The sequence below is a fragment of the Micromonospora sp. I033 genome (assembly GCF_053890995.1).
On record NZ_JBSSLX010000148.1, the window covers coordinates 1 to 14,906 of the forward strand.

Annotated in this window: 15 protein-coding genes; 10 read left to right on the forward strand and 5 right to left on the reverse strand. The window is 74.3% G+C overall.

Translation table 11 applies throughout. From position 1 onward, the window contains the following. Together ACW0Q9_RS21650 and ACW0Q9_RS21655 are read right to left on the reverse strand one after the other, a co-directional pair. Positions 1 to 2,243, reverse strand: a 2,243-nt coding sequence (locus tag ACW0Q9_RS21650) for a hypothetical protein (RefSeq protein ID WP_456184087.1), incomplete at its 3' end; no start/stop codon positions are given. 5 nt (positions 2,244 to 2,248) lie between these two features. After that, the gene (locus ACW0Q9_RS21655; protein ID WP_456184089.1) at positions 2,249 to 3,517 is read right to left on the reverse strand and encodes an Hsp70 family protein; all 1,269 of its coding nucleotides are present in this window, start codon (positions 3,515 to 3,517) and stop codon (positions 2,249 to 2,251) included. Between the two features lie 290 nt (positions 3,518 to 3,807). On the opposite strand from ACW0Q9_RS21655, the gene ACW0Q9_RS21660 reads away from it, so the two are divergent. The 3 genes from ACW0Q9_RS21660 to ACW0Q9_RS21670 all read left to right on the forward strand — a co-directional run bounded on the left by ACW0Q9_RS21660 (position 3,808) and on the right by ACW0Q9_RS21670 (position 8,158). Further along, positions 3,808 to 4,734, forward strand: a complete 927-nt coding sequence (locus ACW0Q9_RS21660; RefSeq protein ID WP_456184091.1) for an IniB N-terminal domain-containing protein — start codon at positions 3,808 to 3,810, stop codon at positions 4,732 to 4,734. Between the two features lie 101 nt (positions 4,735 to 4,835). Next, positions 4,836 to 6,695: a dynamin family protein gene (locus tag ACW0Q9_RS21665; protein ID WP_456184093.1), complete on the forward strand. Its 1,860-nt coding sequence runs from the start codon at positions 4,836 to 4,838 to the stop codon at positions 6,693 to 6,695. After that, positions 6,692 to 8,158: a dynamin family protein gene (locus ACW0Q9_RS21670; RefSeq protein WP_456184095.1), complete on the forward strand. Its 1,467-nt coding sequence runs from the start codon at positions 6,692 to 6,694 to the stop codon at positions 8,156 to 8,158. Before ACW0Q9_RS21665 ends, ACW0Q9_RS21670 begins: the two co-directional genes overlap by 4 nt. Here the strand turns inward: ACW0Q9_RS21670 and ACW0Q9_RS21675 are convergent. From ACW0Q9_RS21675 to trxA, 3 genes are all read right to left on the reverse strand, one after another. Then, positions 8,072 to 8,974, reverse strand: coding sequence for an HTTM domain-containing protein (locus ACW0Q9_RS21675; RefSeq protein WP_456184097.1), 903 nt, complete (start codon positions 8,972 to 8,974; stop codon positions 8,072 to 8,074). The two genes, ACW0Q9_RS21670 and ACW0Q9_RS21675, sit on opposite strands and share 87 nt — an antisense overlap. Further along, complete coding sequence (locus ACW0Q9_RS21680; protein ID WP_456184099.1) at positions 8,971 to 9,411, reverse strand: hypothetical protein; 441 nt, start codon at positions 9,409 to 9,411, stop codon at positions 8,971 to 8,973. Before ACW0Q9_RS21680 ends, ACW0Q9_RS21675 begins: the two co-directional genes overlap by 4 nt. Positions 9,412 to 9,570: 159 nt before the next feature. After that, positions 9,571 to 9,939 (reverse strand): thioredoxin, encoded by a 369-nt coding sequence (gene trxA / locus ACW0Q9_RS21685; RefSeq protein ID WP_355634863.1) that lies wholly within the window; start codon positions 9,937 to 9,939, stop codon positions 9,571 to 9,573. Between the two features lie 546 nt (positions 9,940 to 10,485). Between trxA and ACW0Q9_RS21690 the strand changes: the two genes are divergently transcribed. The 7 genes from ACW0Q9_RS21690 to ACW0Q9_RS21720 form a co-directional block, all read left to right on the forward strand. Next, on the forward strand, positions 10,486 to 11,001 hold the full coding sequence (locus ACW0Q9_RS21690; RefSeq protein WP_456184101.1) for a MaoC family dehydratase: 516 nt from the start codon (positions 10,486 to 10,488) through the stop codon (positions 10,999 to 11,001). 93 nt (positions 11,002 to 11,094) lie between these two features. Next, entirely contained in the window at positions 11,095 to 11,589 is a 495-nt protein-coding gene (locus ACW0Q9_RS21695) for a hypothetical protein (RefSeq protein WP_456184103.1), read from the forward strand. A 53-nt stretch (positions 11,590 to 11,642) separates the two neighbouring features. Further along, positions 11,643 to 12,266, forward strand: a complete 624-nt coding sequence (locus ACW0Q9_RS21700; RefSeq protein WP_456184105.1) for a TrmH family RNA methyltransferase — start codon at positions 11,643 to 11,645, stop codon at positions 12,264 to 12,266. Between the two features lie 141 nt (positions 12,267 to 12,407). After that, complete coding sequence (locus ACW0Q9_RS21705; protein WP_456184112.1) at positions 12,408 to 13,094, forward strand: DUF6758 family protein; 687 nt, start codon at positions 12,408 to 12,410, stop codon at positions 13,092 to 13,094. A gap of 118 nt (positions 13,095 to 13,212) precedes the next feature. After that, positions 13,213 to 13,371, forward strand: a complete 159-nt coding sequence (locus ACW0Q9_RS21710) for a hypothetical protein (RefSeq protein ID WP_167544553.1) — start codon at positions 13,213 to 13,215, stop codon at positions 13,369 to 13,371. A 6-nt stretch (positions 13,372 to 13,377) separates the two neighbouring features. Continuing rightward, the gene (locus ACW0Q9_RS21715; RefSeq protein ID WP_456184108.1) at positions 13,378 to 14,253 is read left to right on the forward strand and encodes a PH domain-containing protein; all 876 of its coding nucleotides are present in this window, start codon (positions 13,378 to 13,380) and stop codon (positions 14,251 to 14,253) included. Between the two features lie 102 nt (positions 14,254 to 14,355). Further along, positions 14,356 to 14,906, forward strand: a 551-nt coding sequence (locus tag ACW0Q9_RS21720; RefSeq protein WP_456184110.1) for a SigE family RNA polymerase sigma factor, incomplete at its 3' end; no start/stop codon positions are given.

The window sequence follows — 14,906 nt, forward strand, 5'->3', positions numbered from 1 at the left end:
TGCGCGCGGCGGGCGCACTCCAGCAGGGTGGTCATGGCCCGCCGGTCGGAGGTGCGGATGGCGGCCTGCCCGGCGAGGCGGGCGGCGTCCCAGCACAACCCGGCGTCGTGCAGCCCGCGGGCGGCGGCCTCCACCCGGACCGGGTCCACGACGCCGCGCAGCACCTCGACCCAGATCGTGGCGGCCTCGGCCACCACGGCGGCGTACCGGCTGTGGTCGGCCGCGGCGAGGAGGGCGGCGACGTGCGCGTCGGCGGTCGCCGGCTGCTCGGTGAGGATCGCGGCGTGCAGCCCGGTCCAGTGCAGCGGCGCGCTCCACAACGGCGGGTTGCCGAGCCGCTCCAGCAGGAGCGCGGCCTCCCGCAGGTGCGGCTCCAGCCGGGCCAGGTCGCCCAGCCGGGCGCCGGCCACCGCGAGTTCGCCCAGCGGCAGCAGGGTGAACAGGTCCACCGGGTGCCGGACCACCGCCTCCAGCGCCGGCCCCCAACCACGTTGCAGCCCTCCGACGTCGCTGTTGCGCCGGGCGATGCCGAGTCGGAGCGCGCTGGCCAGCAGCAGGTCCCGCGACTCCAGCGGGCGCTCGTCGGCGACCACCGTGGCGAGGACGTCGGCCGCGCCCGCCGTCTGGCCGCGGACCATCCGGATCCAGGCCTGCAACAGCCGGTGGCGGCGGGCCATCAGCGGCCCGCCGATGCCGGTCGCCACGGCCCGGTCCAGCACCCCCTCGGCGATGTCCAGCTCGGCGCAGTGGATCGCGGTCAACGCGGCGAGCGCGGCCGGACTGTCCGGCAGGAGGACCCGCCGCCCGTCGGGCTCCAGCAGCGCGGTCGCCTGCACCAGCCGGGACAGCGCGCCGGTCGGCGGGCCGGTGACGCTCTCCCGTACCCCCTCGGCCATCAGCCGGGCGGCGCTGGCGTGCAGCGTCGGCGGCCCGTCCGTCGGGTCGTCGGGCAGGTCCACGCCCGTGACCGGGCGGCCGAGGGCGAGCGCCCCGACCGCGGCGAACGCCGCGGACCCGGCGTGGCCCGACCACCGGTACAGCTCGACACTGCGCTCCACCTGGCCGCGGTGCGCCAGCGCCGTCGCGGCCACCGTGGCCGCCTCCGCCCGCATGTCCGGCGCGGCCGTCGCGAGCAGCCGGTCCGCCAGCCGCAGCGCGGCCTTCAGGTCGCCGGCGAGCGCCGCGGCGACCGCCTGCCGGGCGGCGGCCGGCAGCCCTCTCGCGGTGGCCGCGGCGAACAGGTCGACCGCGAGCACGGGCTCCGCACCGAGCGCCTCCTCGGCCGCGGCCGCCAGCGCGGCGGCCGGGCAGTCGTCGAGCGCGCCCGCCGCGCGCAGTGACCGGACCAGCGGGAGCACCGCCGCGCCGCGGCCGAGCTGCACCTCGATGAGGCGGCGCCAGATCGCGGTGCGTTCGGTGGCCGGGCTGAGCGCGACGACCGCCCGCCGCACGATCGGCGCGAGCCGGCCGTCGGCGCCGAGCAGACCGGCCGCCCTGGTGTACGCCACGAGCTCGTCCACCGCCTCCGGCTCCCGGTCGAGCAGCGGGCCCAGCAGGTCCACCGGCAGCGGCACGCCCGCCGCGACGGCCAGCAGCAGCCGCCGGACGTCCGGCGGCAGCTCCTCCAGGTCCGGTCCGAACTGGAGCACGGCCGGCCGGGGTGGCTCGGTCGGGACACCGGGCCGGCTCTCCTGCCCGCGCAGGCCGCGGACCAGCCGGTCGACGTCCCGCGGGACACCACCGGTCTGCGCGTGCACGAACTCGACCAGCTCGCTCTCCCGGCCGAGCTCAGGTACGCCGGCGAGGTAGTCGCGGGTCTGCTCGGCGGTGAACGGGCCGAGCACGACGTGCTGCCCGTCCCGTTTCAGCGCGTCGGCCAGCGCGGCCAGCGCCGCCCGCCGCGGCCACGGGCGGTAACCGACCAGCAGCCGGTGCCGGCGGCCGACCACCAGCCGGCGCAGTGTCTCGAGCCGCGCGTCGTCCAGCAGGTGCGCGTCGTCGACCAGCAGCACGGCCTCCGGATCGACCGGACCGGACGCGCCGGGCGCACCTTCCGACACGGTGTTCCCGGCGTCCCGGTGGGCCCGCGCCAACTCCCTGAGCAGGGCGCTCTTTCCATGGCCGCCCGGGCCCGTCACGCCGACGGCGAGGGGGCGACCGGGATCCGCCGCGACCACCCCGAGCAGGGCGGTCGGTCCCGGACCCAGCACGAGCCGGGCGTCGGTGGCGGCACTCATGATCATGATGGTCATCCTTCGCGGTCCCGGCCCCGGCCACGGGCCAGGGCCAGACGGGACGCCTTCGGCAGGTGCAGCGGGGTGATCCGGACCGGGGGACGGGCCGGCGGCGCGCCCTGGACGGGCCGCTCGGGCTCGGCGCGCCGCCACGCCGGAAGGGCCGGCCCGGCGTCACTGACCGGCGCGGAAGCGGGGACCGGCGCCGGGCGGCGGGGCCGCGGTGACACCACCTGGCACGCGGCCAGCGCCGCCCCGGTGGCGGCGGTCAGCTGGGGATCCGGCTCCACCTCGACCGGGACCGGCAGGGCGGCGGCGAGCAGTTCGGCGACCAGCGGGATCCGGGCCGAGCCGCCGGCCAGGAGGACGCCGTCGAGCCGCGCCGGCGTCAGGCCGGCGGAGTGCACGGTCTGCACCAGCAGCTCGACGGTGGCCCGTACGGCGGGCCGGATCATGTCCTCGAACTGCGCCCGGGTCACCGGCACCCGGACGGGCCCGTTCGGCAGGGCCAGCATGACGTCGGTCTCCGTGCCGACGGTGAGCTCGCGCTTGACGCGCTCGCACTCCGCCAGCAGCCCGCGCGCGGTGGAGTCCGACTCCCCGCCGGCCGGACCGGCGAACTCACGGCCGAGCGCGGCCCGGACGTGCTCGGCGAGCGCCTCGTCGAAGTCGGTGCCGCCGAGCGTCTCCAGCCCCTGCGGCAGCCCGAACGTCTCGTACCTGCCCCGTGCGTTGCGGCGGACCAGCGCCGCCTCGAACGTGTTGCCGCCCAGGGCGTAGACCGCGGCGGTGGTGCCCGGAAAGCCGCGCGCCGCATGGCTCTCGGCCACCGTGACCGTGCGGGGGAGCAGCGTCACGTTGCGCAGGTCGAGGCCCCACAGCGCCCGGTGCAGCAGATCGCGCCGGTGCGGGCCCCACCCGGCGGGGTGGCTGAGCACGACCGCCTCGGCGAACCCGCCCTCGTGGGCGGAGACCCGGTGCACCACCCACGCCGCCAGTTCCGCGACCAGCGTCTCCGGGGGGCACGGCTCGCCGCCGAGCAGGAGGGGCACGTCGTCGCCGACCCGGCGGACGAAATCCCGGGTGGTGCGGCTCCGGTCGTCGGCGGCCGGCTCACCCACCATGAGGGACCCGTCCGGCGCCAGGTGCAGCACCGACGGTACGACGGCCGACCGGCCGCCCAGCGCCACCACCTCGGGGCGGGCCCAGCTCTCGCCCCGCCGCCGCGCCACGGTGGCGGCGGTGCCGGTGTTTCCGATGTCCAACCCCAGGACGTACGGCATGCGTTCTTTTCCTCCACCGCGAGTGGCCCTGGCGACGGTGTCGGCACCGTGGCGACCCACCCCCGGCGAACCCCGTGGGCTCCTACGTTCGTACCAGAGATCGCCTCCGACCCGGTACCCTAACTCCGGCCGGCGCGGCTCCCCCTGTCCCCCTAACGCCCGAGGGGGCGAGGGCCCTAATCAGCCGGGGCGGGTTGCGGGTCGCGCCCCGATGACGAGCACGGACCCCCGGCCATAGCGTCACTGTCGCGGCACGACGGTGCTGACGCTACGTTCGAGGAGAAGGCCCCATGGATTCGCACCAGACCCTGCACGACTTCGTGCTCAACCTGCTCACCGACCCCGACGCGCGGTCGGCTTTCGACCTCGACCCGGAGGGCGCGCTGCAGGCCGCGGGGCTCACCGACGTCACCGCCGCGGACGTGCAGGACGTCGTCCCGCTGGTGGTCGACTACGCCCCCGGCGCGGCGGGCCTCGGGCCGGTGGCGCCGGTGGCGGGGCAGCTCGGGCTCGACCCGCTGACCAGCGACGCCACCGACGTGGTGGGTCAGCTCCAGGCGGTGCCGCACCAGATCGGGGTCAGCAGCTCCCACAGCGGGGTCGACGTGTCGGCGGGCGCGCTGGGCGCCATCGCGGTCGACCCGGCCGGCCTGTACGCCGGGGCGACCCTGGTACCGGGCATCGGCCTGGGCGTCGGGCCGGGCGGCCTCGGCACCGACCTGACCGGGGTGCACGACGTGGCGGACACCCTCGACGCGGACGTGGTGGGCGCGGTGGACACCGCCGCCGACCCGGTCGTCGGGGACGTCGCCGGGACGCTCGGCGACCCGCTCGGCACCACCACCGGCGTCGACGTGCTGCACGACGGTGGGGTGCTCGGCGGCGACCTGGGCGTCCTCCACGGCACGCAGGCCCAGGTCGACGGCGTCGTCGGTTCGCTCGGCGTCGACCAGACCCTGGGCGGGCTCGGCCTGGGTGACGGCTCCGGTGTGGTGCCGCCGGTGCACGTTCCGGCCACCGTGGACGGTGTCACGCACCAGGTGGACAGCACGCTGTCCGGCGTGACCGGAACGGTCAGCGGCGTGACGGGCACGGTCGGTGGGCTGACCGGCGGGATCACCGACGGCGTGACCGGTGACGCCGGGGTGCACGGCGCCGGAGTCGACGGCGACGTGCACGCCTCGACCGACGGCGGTCTGCTGGGCGGCCTGCTCTGACGGAGGGCTCGGCCGGGAGCGGGGGGCACGATCCGGCCTCCCGCTCCCGGTTCCGTTCGTGACCCTCTTGATAATTGAGCCGAAATCCGCACACTTGGTCCGTGATCGCGGGGATCTGGCTGGATGTGCTCGACGAGATCGCCCGTACGTGCGGCGCCCACGGGCGGGGCGACCTGCTCCAGACGGTGCGGCAGAAGCGGGTGCAGCTCCTGGACCCCAGGCTGCGGGTCCTGGTCATCGGCGAGTCGCAGCAGGGCAAGAGTCAGCTGATCAACGCCATCGTCAACGCACCGGCCTGCCCGGTCGGCGACGGCCGCACCACCGTGCTGCCGACGGTGGTGCAGCACGCCGAGGTCCCGTCGGCGGCCGTGGTGCAGGCGCCGCCACCCGCCCCGGGCCGGCCCGCCGGCGCCGCACTCCCGGTGACCGGCGAGCGCACCCCGGTGCCGTTGGACCAGGTCGCCGCCGGGGTGGCCGGCACCGTCGGCCGCCGGCCGGGCGGTGGCCCGGCGTACGTCGAGATCGGACTGCCGCGCGCGCTGCTCGGCTCCGGGTTGGTGCTGGTGGACACACCGGGCACCGAGGAGGTGGCCGCCCTGGGCGCCGCCGGCCCGACGGCCGCGCCCGCGTGGGCGGACACCGTGCTGCTGGTCTCCGACTCCACCCGGGAGCTCTCGGCCGGCGAGCTGACCATGCTGCTGCACGTGGCGCGGTCGCACCCGAACGTGGTGCTGGTGCAGACCAAGACCGATCTCGTACCGGACTGGCGGGCGGTCGCCGAGCGCAACCGGCAGCACCTGGCCGAGGCCGGGGTGCCGGCGCCGGTCATCCCGGTCTCGGCGGCCCTGCGGCTGCGTGCGGCCGCCGCCGACGACCGGGAGCTGAACGCCGAGTCCGGCTTTCCCGTGCTGATCGGCCGGTTGCAGCGGGACCTCGCGGGCAAGTCCGACCGCCTGGCCCGGTCCGCGGTCGGCGTGATCGCCCGGACGGTGGTGGAACAGCTGGCCGCGCCGCTGCGCGCCGAGCTGGAGAGCCAGGAGGTCGAGGAGCAGTCCGGGCCGATCTCGCGGCTGCACGCCGCGCAGCGCGAGGTCGACGAGTTGCGTCGCTGCTCCACGAGGTGGCAGAACACGCTCGCCGACGAGATGGCCGACCTGCTCTCCGACATCGAGTACGACCTGCGCGACCGGACCCGGCAGATCCTGCGGGAGGTCGACGACGCGTTCGACAGCGCCGACCCGCTGGTCAGCTGGGACACCTTCCAGGAGTGGCTGGAGCGCAGCCTGCTGGAGGCGGCGGAGGCCAATCACGAGTGGCTGGTCCGGCGCTGCGACTGGGCCGCCCGCCGGGTGGCCGACCACTTCGCCCGGTACGGCGGGGACGTGCTGCCGCCCTGGTCGATGGCGACGCCGGCGGATCTCGGCGACGGCCTGCCGGAGCTCGAACGGCCCACCGTCGACCGGTTCACCACCAGCCAGAAGCTGATCAGCGGCATGCGGGGTTCGTACGGCGGCCTGTTGATGGTCGGGCTGGCGACGACGCTGGCCGGGATGCCCATGATCAACCCGCTCTCGGTCGGGGTCGGCGCGCTGTTCGGCGGCAAGAGCATCCGCGACGAGAGCAAGCAGCTGCTCCGCCGCCGCCAGGCGGTGGTCAAGACGGCGATCCAGCGGCACGTCGACGACTTCTTCGTCCGCGTCACCAAGGACCGCCGGGACGCCGTCCGGCAGGTGCAGCGGATGCTGCGGGACCACTTCACCGCGCTGACCGAGGAGCTCCAGGAGGCCATCATCCGGTCGTTCCGCAGCGCCAAGCAGGCCGCCGACACGGACGCGGCCGTCCGCGACCAGCGGCAGCGCGAGATCCGGCTGAAGATGACCCGGCTCGCGGGGCTCTTCGAGCAGGCCCAGCAGTTGACCGGTTCCCGGCCCGCGCCCGCGCCGCTGGAACCCCGGTCATGACCGTCGGGCTGCGGCTGGACGAGGCGGTGTGGGGGCTGCTGCACGAGGCGCTCCAGCACTACCGGGACGACCCGAGGGCGACGGACCACCTGCGGCACCAGCTGGCCCGGCTGGAACAGCCGCTGCGCGTCGCGATCGCCGGCCCGTGGCGGTCCGGCAAGTCGACCCTGCTGAACGCGATCATGGGCGAGGAGGTCGCGCCGGTCGACGGGGTGGACGGCAGCACCGTCTTCACCTGGTACGAGGACGGGCCGCAGCCGCGCGCCACCGCGTACGCCACCGGCCAACCGCCGCAGGAGCTGGCCATCGCCAAGTCGGCGACCGGGATGCGGGTGGACCTCGTCGGCTGGCGGGCGGGCGAGCTGCGGGACATCGTGGTGCAGTGGCCGACCCGGACGCTGCGCCAGGTGACGCTTATCGACACGCCGGCCACCGGCCTCGACGAGCAGGGCCGGGCGCCGGTGATGGAGCGGGTGCTGCGGGACGCCGACGCGGTGCTCTACCTGACCCGCGACGGCCGCGACAGCGACCTGCGCGTGCTGGAGACCAGCCGGGAGAGTGCGGTCGGGCAGGCCGCCGCGGTGCACGTGATCATGGTGCTGTCCCGGGTCGACGAGACCGGCGGTGGCCGGATCGACGGCCTGCTCACCGCCCGCCGGCTCGCCCGGCGGCAGCAGCGGGACCCCCGGGTGAACGAGCTCAGCGTGCACGTCGTCCCGTGCAGCGGCCTGCTCGGCCTGGCCGGCCGGATCCTCAGCGAGTCCGACTACGCCGTGCTCGCCACGCTGGCCCGGGTGCCCCGTCCGGAGCTGGAGCCGCACCTGCTCTCGGCCGATCGTTTCGTCCGCGGTGACCTGCCCGTCCGGCTCGACGCCGGGGTGCGCGCCGGGTTGCTGGCCCGGCTCGGGCTGTTCGGGATCCGGCTGGCGACCACGCTGATCCGCACCGGCTGCGACAGCCGGGCGAAGCTCTCCGCCGAGCTGATCCGGCGCAGCGGCCTGACCGAGCTGCGCGAGTCGGTGGCCCGGTTCCTCGTCGACCGGCGGGACGCGCTCAAGGCCCGGTCGGCGCTGGCCGCCGTCGAGGCGCTGCTGCGGGCCGAGCCCGGTCGGGGCGCGGACGAGCTGCTGGGCCGGGTCGAGCAGATCCTCGTCGGGGCGCACGAGTTCCGCGAGCTGCGCCTGCTCGCCGCGCTGCGGACCAGTCGGCTGGGGTTCGACGCCGAGCTGGCGGCCGAGGCGGCGCGGCTGGTCGGCGGCGACGGGGTCGGCCTGGCGGCCCGGCTGGGCGTGGAGCACGACGCGACGGTGCACCGGCTCTGGGAGGTCGCCGCGGAGGCGCAGTGGCGGTGGCGGGACCGGGCGGAGGATCCGCTGCTACGCCTGGCCCAGCGGCGCGGCGCCCAGGTCGTCGTCCGCAGCTGCGAGGGGATGCTCGCCGAGCTTGCCGAGGGGGGCCGGTGACCGGCGCCGGCGCAGCAGGGCGATCGGCCGGACCTTCTCCAGCGGCAGGAAGCTGGTCATCGCCACCAGGTGCGGCGCGAACGAGATGGTGATCGTCGCGATGGTCACCAGGTGGAACGAGTAGAAGAAGCCGACCGCGGCCAGCCGCCACCGCTCGGGCAGCAGGAAGACCAGCGGGCTGAGCAGCTCGAAGGCCAGGATGCCGAACTGGGCGACGATCAGCAGGTGCGGCACCTGGGCGATGACGTCGGCCAGGTCGGTGCCGCGCCGGATGATCGCCCGGGCCAGCACCGAGCCGGTGGCCCAGTCCAGGCCGCCGAAGCGGAACTTGGCCCAGGCGGCCAGGAAGTAGGTGCAGATGACCGCGATCTGGGTCACGCGCAGCGCCCAGCCGCCCGCCTCGGTGCGGGTCGGGTCGCCGTGCCGGGCCCGGCCGGCGGTGGGCAGGACGGCCAGCGCGACGAGCAGCCCGAACCGGTCGTGGTCGACCTTGCCGTAGCTCATCGCGACGATCATCCACTCGAGGTAGAGGGCGAAGACCGTCCAGCCGAGCAGCCGGGGCGCCCGGCCGGTGGCGGCGAGCAGGGAGACCGCCAGCAGCACCCAGAAGATCACGCCGACCAGGGCCGGGGTGGGGGTGGGCAGGGGGAGCAGCCGGCCGATCAGCAACGGCTGGTAGAGGTCGCCGGGCACGTCGACCCGGGTGCGCACCCAGGGGGTGAAGACCACCAGGTCGGCGGCGACGAAGAGGTAGACGAGGGTGCGGAAGGCGGCCACCCGGCCGCGCGGGACCGCCGCGGTGAGCCAGCCGGTCACGGCGCGGTCTCCCAGCGTACGGCGGTGCGGTCGGTAAACCGGCCGGTCGGGCGGCCGCCCTGGATGTCGTACCAGCGGACCACGATGCGGACCTCGACCAGCGCGGGGGCGGCCGGGTGGCGCTCGGCGTACGCCTCGGCGACCCGGCGCAGCAGGCCGGGGTCGGCGGCGTACCGGTCCTGCTGGCCCTCGATCTCGGCGCGCCGGATGCCGGTGGCGTCCTGGCCGAGCGGCACCACCGCCCCGGTGCGGTCGACGCCCTCGACGCGGGTGTCGGGGGCGGGCGCGTCCGGCGGATCGGAGGTGGAGTACATCCGGAACGGCCCGAACGGGAAGTGGTCGTCGGTGCCGCGCACGGTGCCGAGGAGGAGCAGCGCCAGCCCGAGCAGCGTGGCGCCCAGCCGGACGGCACGCCCGCGGGTGGTCAAGGTCTCCATCGGCTGGTGACGATACGGGATGAATGTGGCCGGACGGCGTCCGTCCGTCGTCCATTCCTCGCTGGCCGTGTCGCTCTTTCCGGGCCGTCCAACGGCCCTGGACGACACCGGCCGGGCCCCCGCGGTGGGGACCCGGCCGGTGTGTCGGAGCCGCTCGGCTCAGTGCTTGTGGCCGTGCTCGGCGAGCTTCTTGCGGACGTCGTCCATGTCGAGCTGCTGAACCTGCTCGATCAGGTTCTCCAGCGCCGACTCCGGCAGGGCGCCCGGCTGGGCGTAGACGATCACGCCGTCGCGGATCGCCATCACCGTCGGGATGGAGCTGATGTTGAACTTGGCGCCCAGCTCCTGCTCCGCCTCGGTGTCGACCTTGCCGAAGGTGATGTCCGGGTGCTTCTCGGACGAGCGCTCGTAGACGGGGGCGAAGCGCTTGCACGGGCCGCACCAGTCCGCCCAGAAGTCGAGCAGGACGATGCCGTCGCGTTCGGTCACCTCGTCGAAGTTGGCCGTGGTCAGCTCAACCGTTGCCATTGCACTCTCCGATCAGCGCGGATTGCCTACGTCTCGTGGAACCAGGGTGAATGCCTCCGCATTCCCGTGACGTGCGCGACGAAACGCTGCGCAGCGCGGCCGTGACGCTCCGGTGCATCGAGCCCGGTCTGTTTACCCGGGTGTGCGGATCGCAAGTGCAGGTCGCATTTGCGTGACGGGACGTGATGGGAGCGCTTCCAAGGAGATCACGCAGCGTACCGGCTACGAAGCGGTAACTTGACGCTTGACAAGCGCCGATCCGACGGGCGGAGATCGCTTGTGGAGTGATCGCGAGTCACTCCGAGTAGTGTTACGAAAAGATAAATGTGACGTCCGTCTCTGTCGATACAGTACCGGCGTACGGCAGAATCTCTCGCATCAGAGCGTGGGCGGCGGGTGCCGGGGAGGGCCCCGCCGCTCATTGCGTCTCCACCCGGGTCGGTCCGGGTGTGACTTTTCCGCACCGGCAGCGCCCCGCCCACCGCCTTAACAAGCGGTAAGGCATGCTGTGCCGAACTCCATCGCCGCCCGTCGAAGGGGACAAGGATGCAGTTCGGCCGCTACTACGAGGAGTTCGAGGTCGGCGCGGTCTACCGGCACTGGCCGGGCAAGACGGTCACCGAGTACGACGACCACCTCTTCTGCCTGCTCACCATGAACCACCACCCGCTCCACATGGACGCCCACTACGCCGAGACGGCGAGCCAGTTCAAGCGCAACGTGGTGGTCGGCAACTACATCTACTCGCTGCTGCTCGGCATGTCGGTGCCGGACGTCAGCGGCAAGGCGATCGCCAACCTGGAGATCGAGTCGCTGCGGCACGTCGCGCCGACCTTCCACGGCGACACCATCTACGGCGAGACCACGGTGCTGGACAAGCGGGAGTCCTCCTCGAAGCCGGACCGCGGCGTGGTCGCGGTGGAGACCCGCGGCTACAACCAGGACGGCACCCTGGTCTGCGTGTTCCGCCGCAAGGTCATGGTCCCCAAGAAGGAGTACGCGGGCGCCGCCGTCCCCGAGGGCGTGGACCCCGAGCGGCCCAGCTTCCCCGAGCCGCGCTGACCCCTCCCGTACGCCCGGAAGGGCCCCTGTCCCGATCCGCGGGGAAGGGGCCCTTTTTCCGTTCCGGGGCATATGCTGACGCCGGAGGTTCCCATGAGCCACTCCGTCGCCGGAGAGCCGCCCTCTGCCGGCCGCCGTGCCGCACCGCTGACCACCGCCGTCTACTCCGCGGCGGAGTGGGACCTGTTGACCGACCTGCCGGGACGGGTCCTCGTCGCCGCCGCCTCGCCCGGTCCGGGTCGCCCGCCGCGGGGCGTCGCCGCCGGGCTCGCCGGGCTGGACGCGGTGGCGGCCGGTCGGGCCTTCGACAGCGACCTGATCCGGGCCGTGGTCGCCGCCATCTACGCCCGCCACGACGGCGCCACCGCCGACCGGGACGAGCGTCTCACCGACCTGGTCGACCTGCTCGCCGCCGCCCGCGCCTCGGTACGGGTGCTGCGGCGGCGCGCCGACCCCGCCGACTCGGCGGCGTACCGGCAGTGGGTGGAGTCGGTGGCGGCCCGGGTGTGCCGGGCGGGCGACACCGCGCCGAGCCCCGCCGACCGGCGCTTCCTCGACCGGCTCGCCGGCGCGCTGGACCTCCGCTGACCGCCGGGCCCGTGCCGGCCGGCCCGCCCGGTTGGCCGTACCCTCTTCAGACCGTGACCGACGACCAGCTCGACGTGGGTGTGGGGCCCTGGCCCGGCGACCCGCCGGACGACCCGCGCTACGACCCGGAGCTGCTCGCCCAGGGCGACCGGCGCAACGTGGTGGACCGCTACCGCTACTGGCGGCGCGAGGCCGTGGTGGCCGACCTGGACCGGCGTCGGCACGACTTCCACGTGGCCGTCGAGAACTGGCAGCACGACTTCAACATCGGCACGGTGGTCCGCAACGCCAACGCCTTCCTCGCCGCCGAGGTGCACATCGTCGGCCGGCGGCGGTGGAACCGGCGGGGCGCCATGGTGACCGACCGCTACCAGCACGTCCGCCACCACCCGACGATCGAGGAGTTCGTGGCGTGGGCGGCGGGGGAGCGGCTGCCGGTGGTCGGCATCGACAACCTGCCCGGCTCGAAGCCGCTGGAGAGCGCCACCCTGCCCCGGCGCTGCGTGCTGCTCTTCGGCCAGGAGGGGCCGGGGCTCTCGGCGGTCGCCCGGGCCGCCTGCGAGCAGCTCTTCTCGATCGCCCAGTACGGCTCCACCCGCTCGATCAACGCCGGCGTGGCCAGCGGGATCGCCATGCACGCCTGGATCCGGGCGTACGCCGGCCCGCCACCGGACTGAGCCGCACGGATCGGCCGGCCTCGCCGTTTCGCGGGAATTCCGATGTCGGTTCCGCCGACGGACGGAAATCCCAGGGCGCGTCCACCCGCTCGGCTTGACGCCCCGCCGGTCCCGGGTGACGGTGAAGACGTGAGTGTCGCGGTGAGCTGTCCCAGGTGCGCCGGTCCGGTCCGGGAGCCGGACCTGATGCACGGTGAGTACCGGTGCCTGCGCTGCGGCCCGGTGCCGCCGCTGCACGTGCCCGAGCACATCGGTGCCGAGATCATGGCGAGCGTGGTGGAGCGGGTGGCCGCCGGCGCCGACCCGGCCGGGCGGCCGGGAGTGCCGCTCTGGTGCCCCTGGCCGCTGCCCACCGGGTGGACGCTGACCGGGGTGGCCTGGGCGGGCGACGACCGGTCCGGGGTGCGCGCCACGGCGATCGCCTGCGCCGGCCCGGCCCCGCTCGACGGTGGACCGGCCGACCTGCTCTTCGTCGCCGAGGAGCCGGGCGTAGGGCTGGGCTCCCGCCTCGCCGGCCTGCCCGGCCCGGATCCGGGGCCCGAGGTCGCGGAGGCGCTCGCCGATCCCGGCCCTGGTCATCCCGAGCGGGTGCCGCACGCCAAGATCCGGGTGGGCGGCCATCCCACTCCACTGTGGCTCGTGAATTCGCCGACGGATCGAAGCGCGTACGCCGGCGAGGCTCGGGGAATGTGGCTCCATGCGATAGCCTGGCCGGCGAGTGCGGGTCACCTCCTCGCGGAAGAAGTCGTGCTGCACGACCTCACCGAGTGGACACCGCCCGAACTCGTGTACGGCGCACCATCTCCGTACCTGCACGGGCGGGCCTGACCGGCCGGCACCGGCAAGTCGGAGAACACACGCAGATATTCACTGTACGACACCATACTGATACTCTGGGTGCCGCTGCGGTAAACGGACCCGGCTCCGCGCGAGAGGATGGCCCGCTATGGTCAAGAAGGTCCTCACCTGGGCCGGTCTCGCATTCTTGATCTTCTTCATCGCCTACCGGCCTAACTCCGCCGCCGACGTGTTCAAGTCTCTCGGTGGCGGCATCATGGACATCGCGCAGGGCTTCGGCGACTTCTTCACCAACCTGGTCGCCTAGCCACCGATGGGAAGCCCCTCCGGTCCACCCTTCGACCCCGACGATCCCGACCGGGAGCGCCGGGAGCGCGACACCGAGCCCATCCCGCGGATCGACCCGGACGACGGCCCGGGTTACGGCGCCGGCGCGGCCTACGGCGGCGGTCCCTCCCTTTCGGACGACGCCGCCTTCGGCGACGGGCCGGGCTACGCCGGGGAGGGCCGCTCCGGCCGGGCCTGGATCAACGACCCGGAGGCCGGCTACCAGAACCCGCCGATCTCCGAGGAGGAGCTGGCCGGCCTGCGTGCCGACGCCTCCGGCATGGCCCCGCGCCGGGTGCTGCCGCTGGAGGACGAGCCCAGCTCGCTGGTGGCGCGTTACCTCTTCCCCACCGAGCGTTACCGGGGCGAGTGGAAGCGGCACTGGATCCACCTCTCCACCCCGATCATCGTCGGCATCGCGGCGACCTTCGTGCTCGGCTACCTTTCCGGCTTCCTCGCCGGGCGCGACGTCGGCGCGCTGACCACCGTCGCGGTGCTGCTCTGGTTCGCCGTGATGGGCTGGGTCGCCTGGCGGGTCGCCGACTGGTGGTACGACCGCTTCATCCTCACCAACAAGCGGGTCATGGTGGTCAACGGGATCATCACCCGCCGGGTCGCGATGATGCCGCTGGTCCGGGTCACCGACATGAAGTACGAGCAGACCCCCACCGGCCGCGCGCTCAACTACGGCACCTTCGTGCTGGAGTCGGCCGGCCAGGAGCAGGCGCTCCGCGAGATCAAGAACCTGCCCAACCCCAACGAGCTCTACCTGCGCGTCGTCGAAGAGATGTACGAGCCGCAGGCCGTCGAGGCGCGGTTGGGCAAGGAGGCCGACGAGGCGAAGGCCGACGACGGCGCCTGAAGGTTTTCGTCCGAACATCGGAGGAACTGCGCACCTTTCGCCGTCGCCCCGGCCCCTGCCGGCGTGGCAATCTTGCCGGGCAGGATCGGTGCGGAGGTGCGCGTGGCGAGCAGGGACCCGCTGGAGGAGGAGTTCCGCGACTTCGTCGCGGCCCGCTCCGGCGCCCTGCTGCGCACCGCCTACCTGCTGGCCGGCGACTGGGCGACCGCCGAGGACCTGCTCCAGACCGCGCTGACCAAGACCTACCTGGCCTGGAAGCGGCTCGGCGGGATCGACGCCATCGAGCCGTACGCCCGCCGGGTCCTGGTCAACACCTCGACCAGCTGGTGGCGCCGCCGGTGGCACGGGGAACGCCCGACCGAGGTGCTGCCCGAACGGGCCGGGGTCGACGAGATCGAGCAGCAGCTCGACCGCGACGCGCTGTGGCGGCACCTCCAGGCGCTCCCGGCCCGGCAACGGGCCGTGCTGGTGCTCCGCTTCTACGAGGACATGTCCGAGGCGCAGACCGCCGCCCTGCTGGAGATCTCCCCGGGCACCGTGAAGAGCCAGACCTCCCGGGCGCTGAACACGCTGCGCCGCCGGCTCGGCTCCGAGGCCGCGCTCGGCCTGCCGGTCGAGCCGGCGGAGCAGGTCACCCCGCCCCCCGCGCCGCG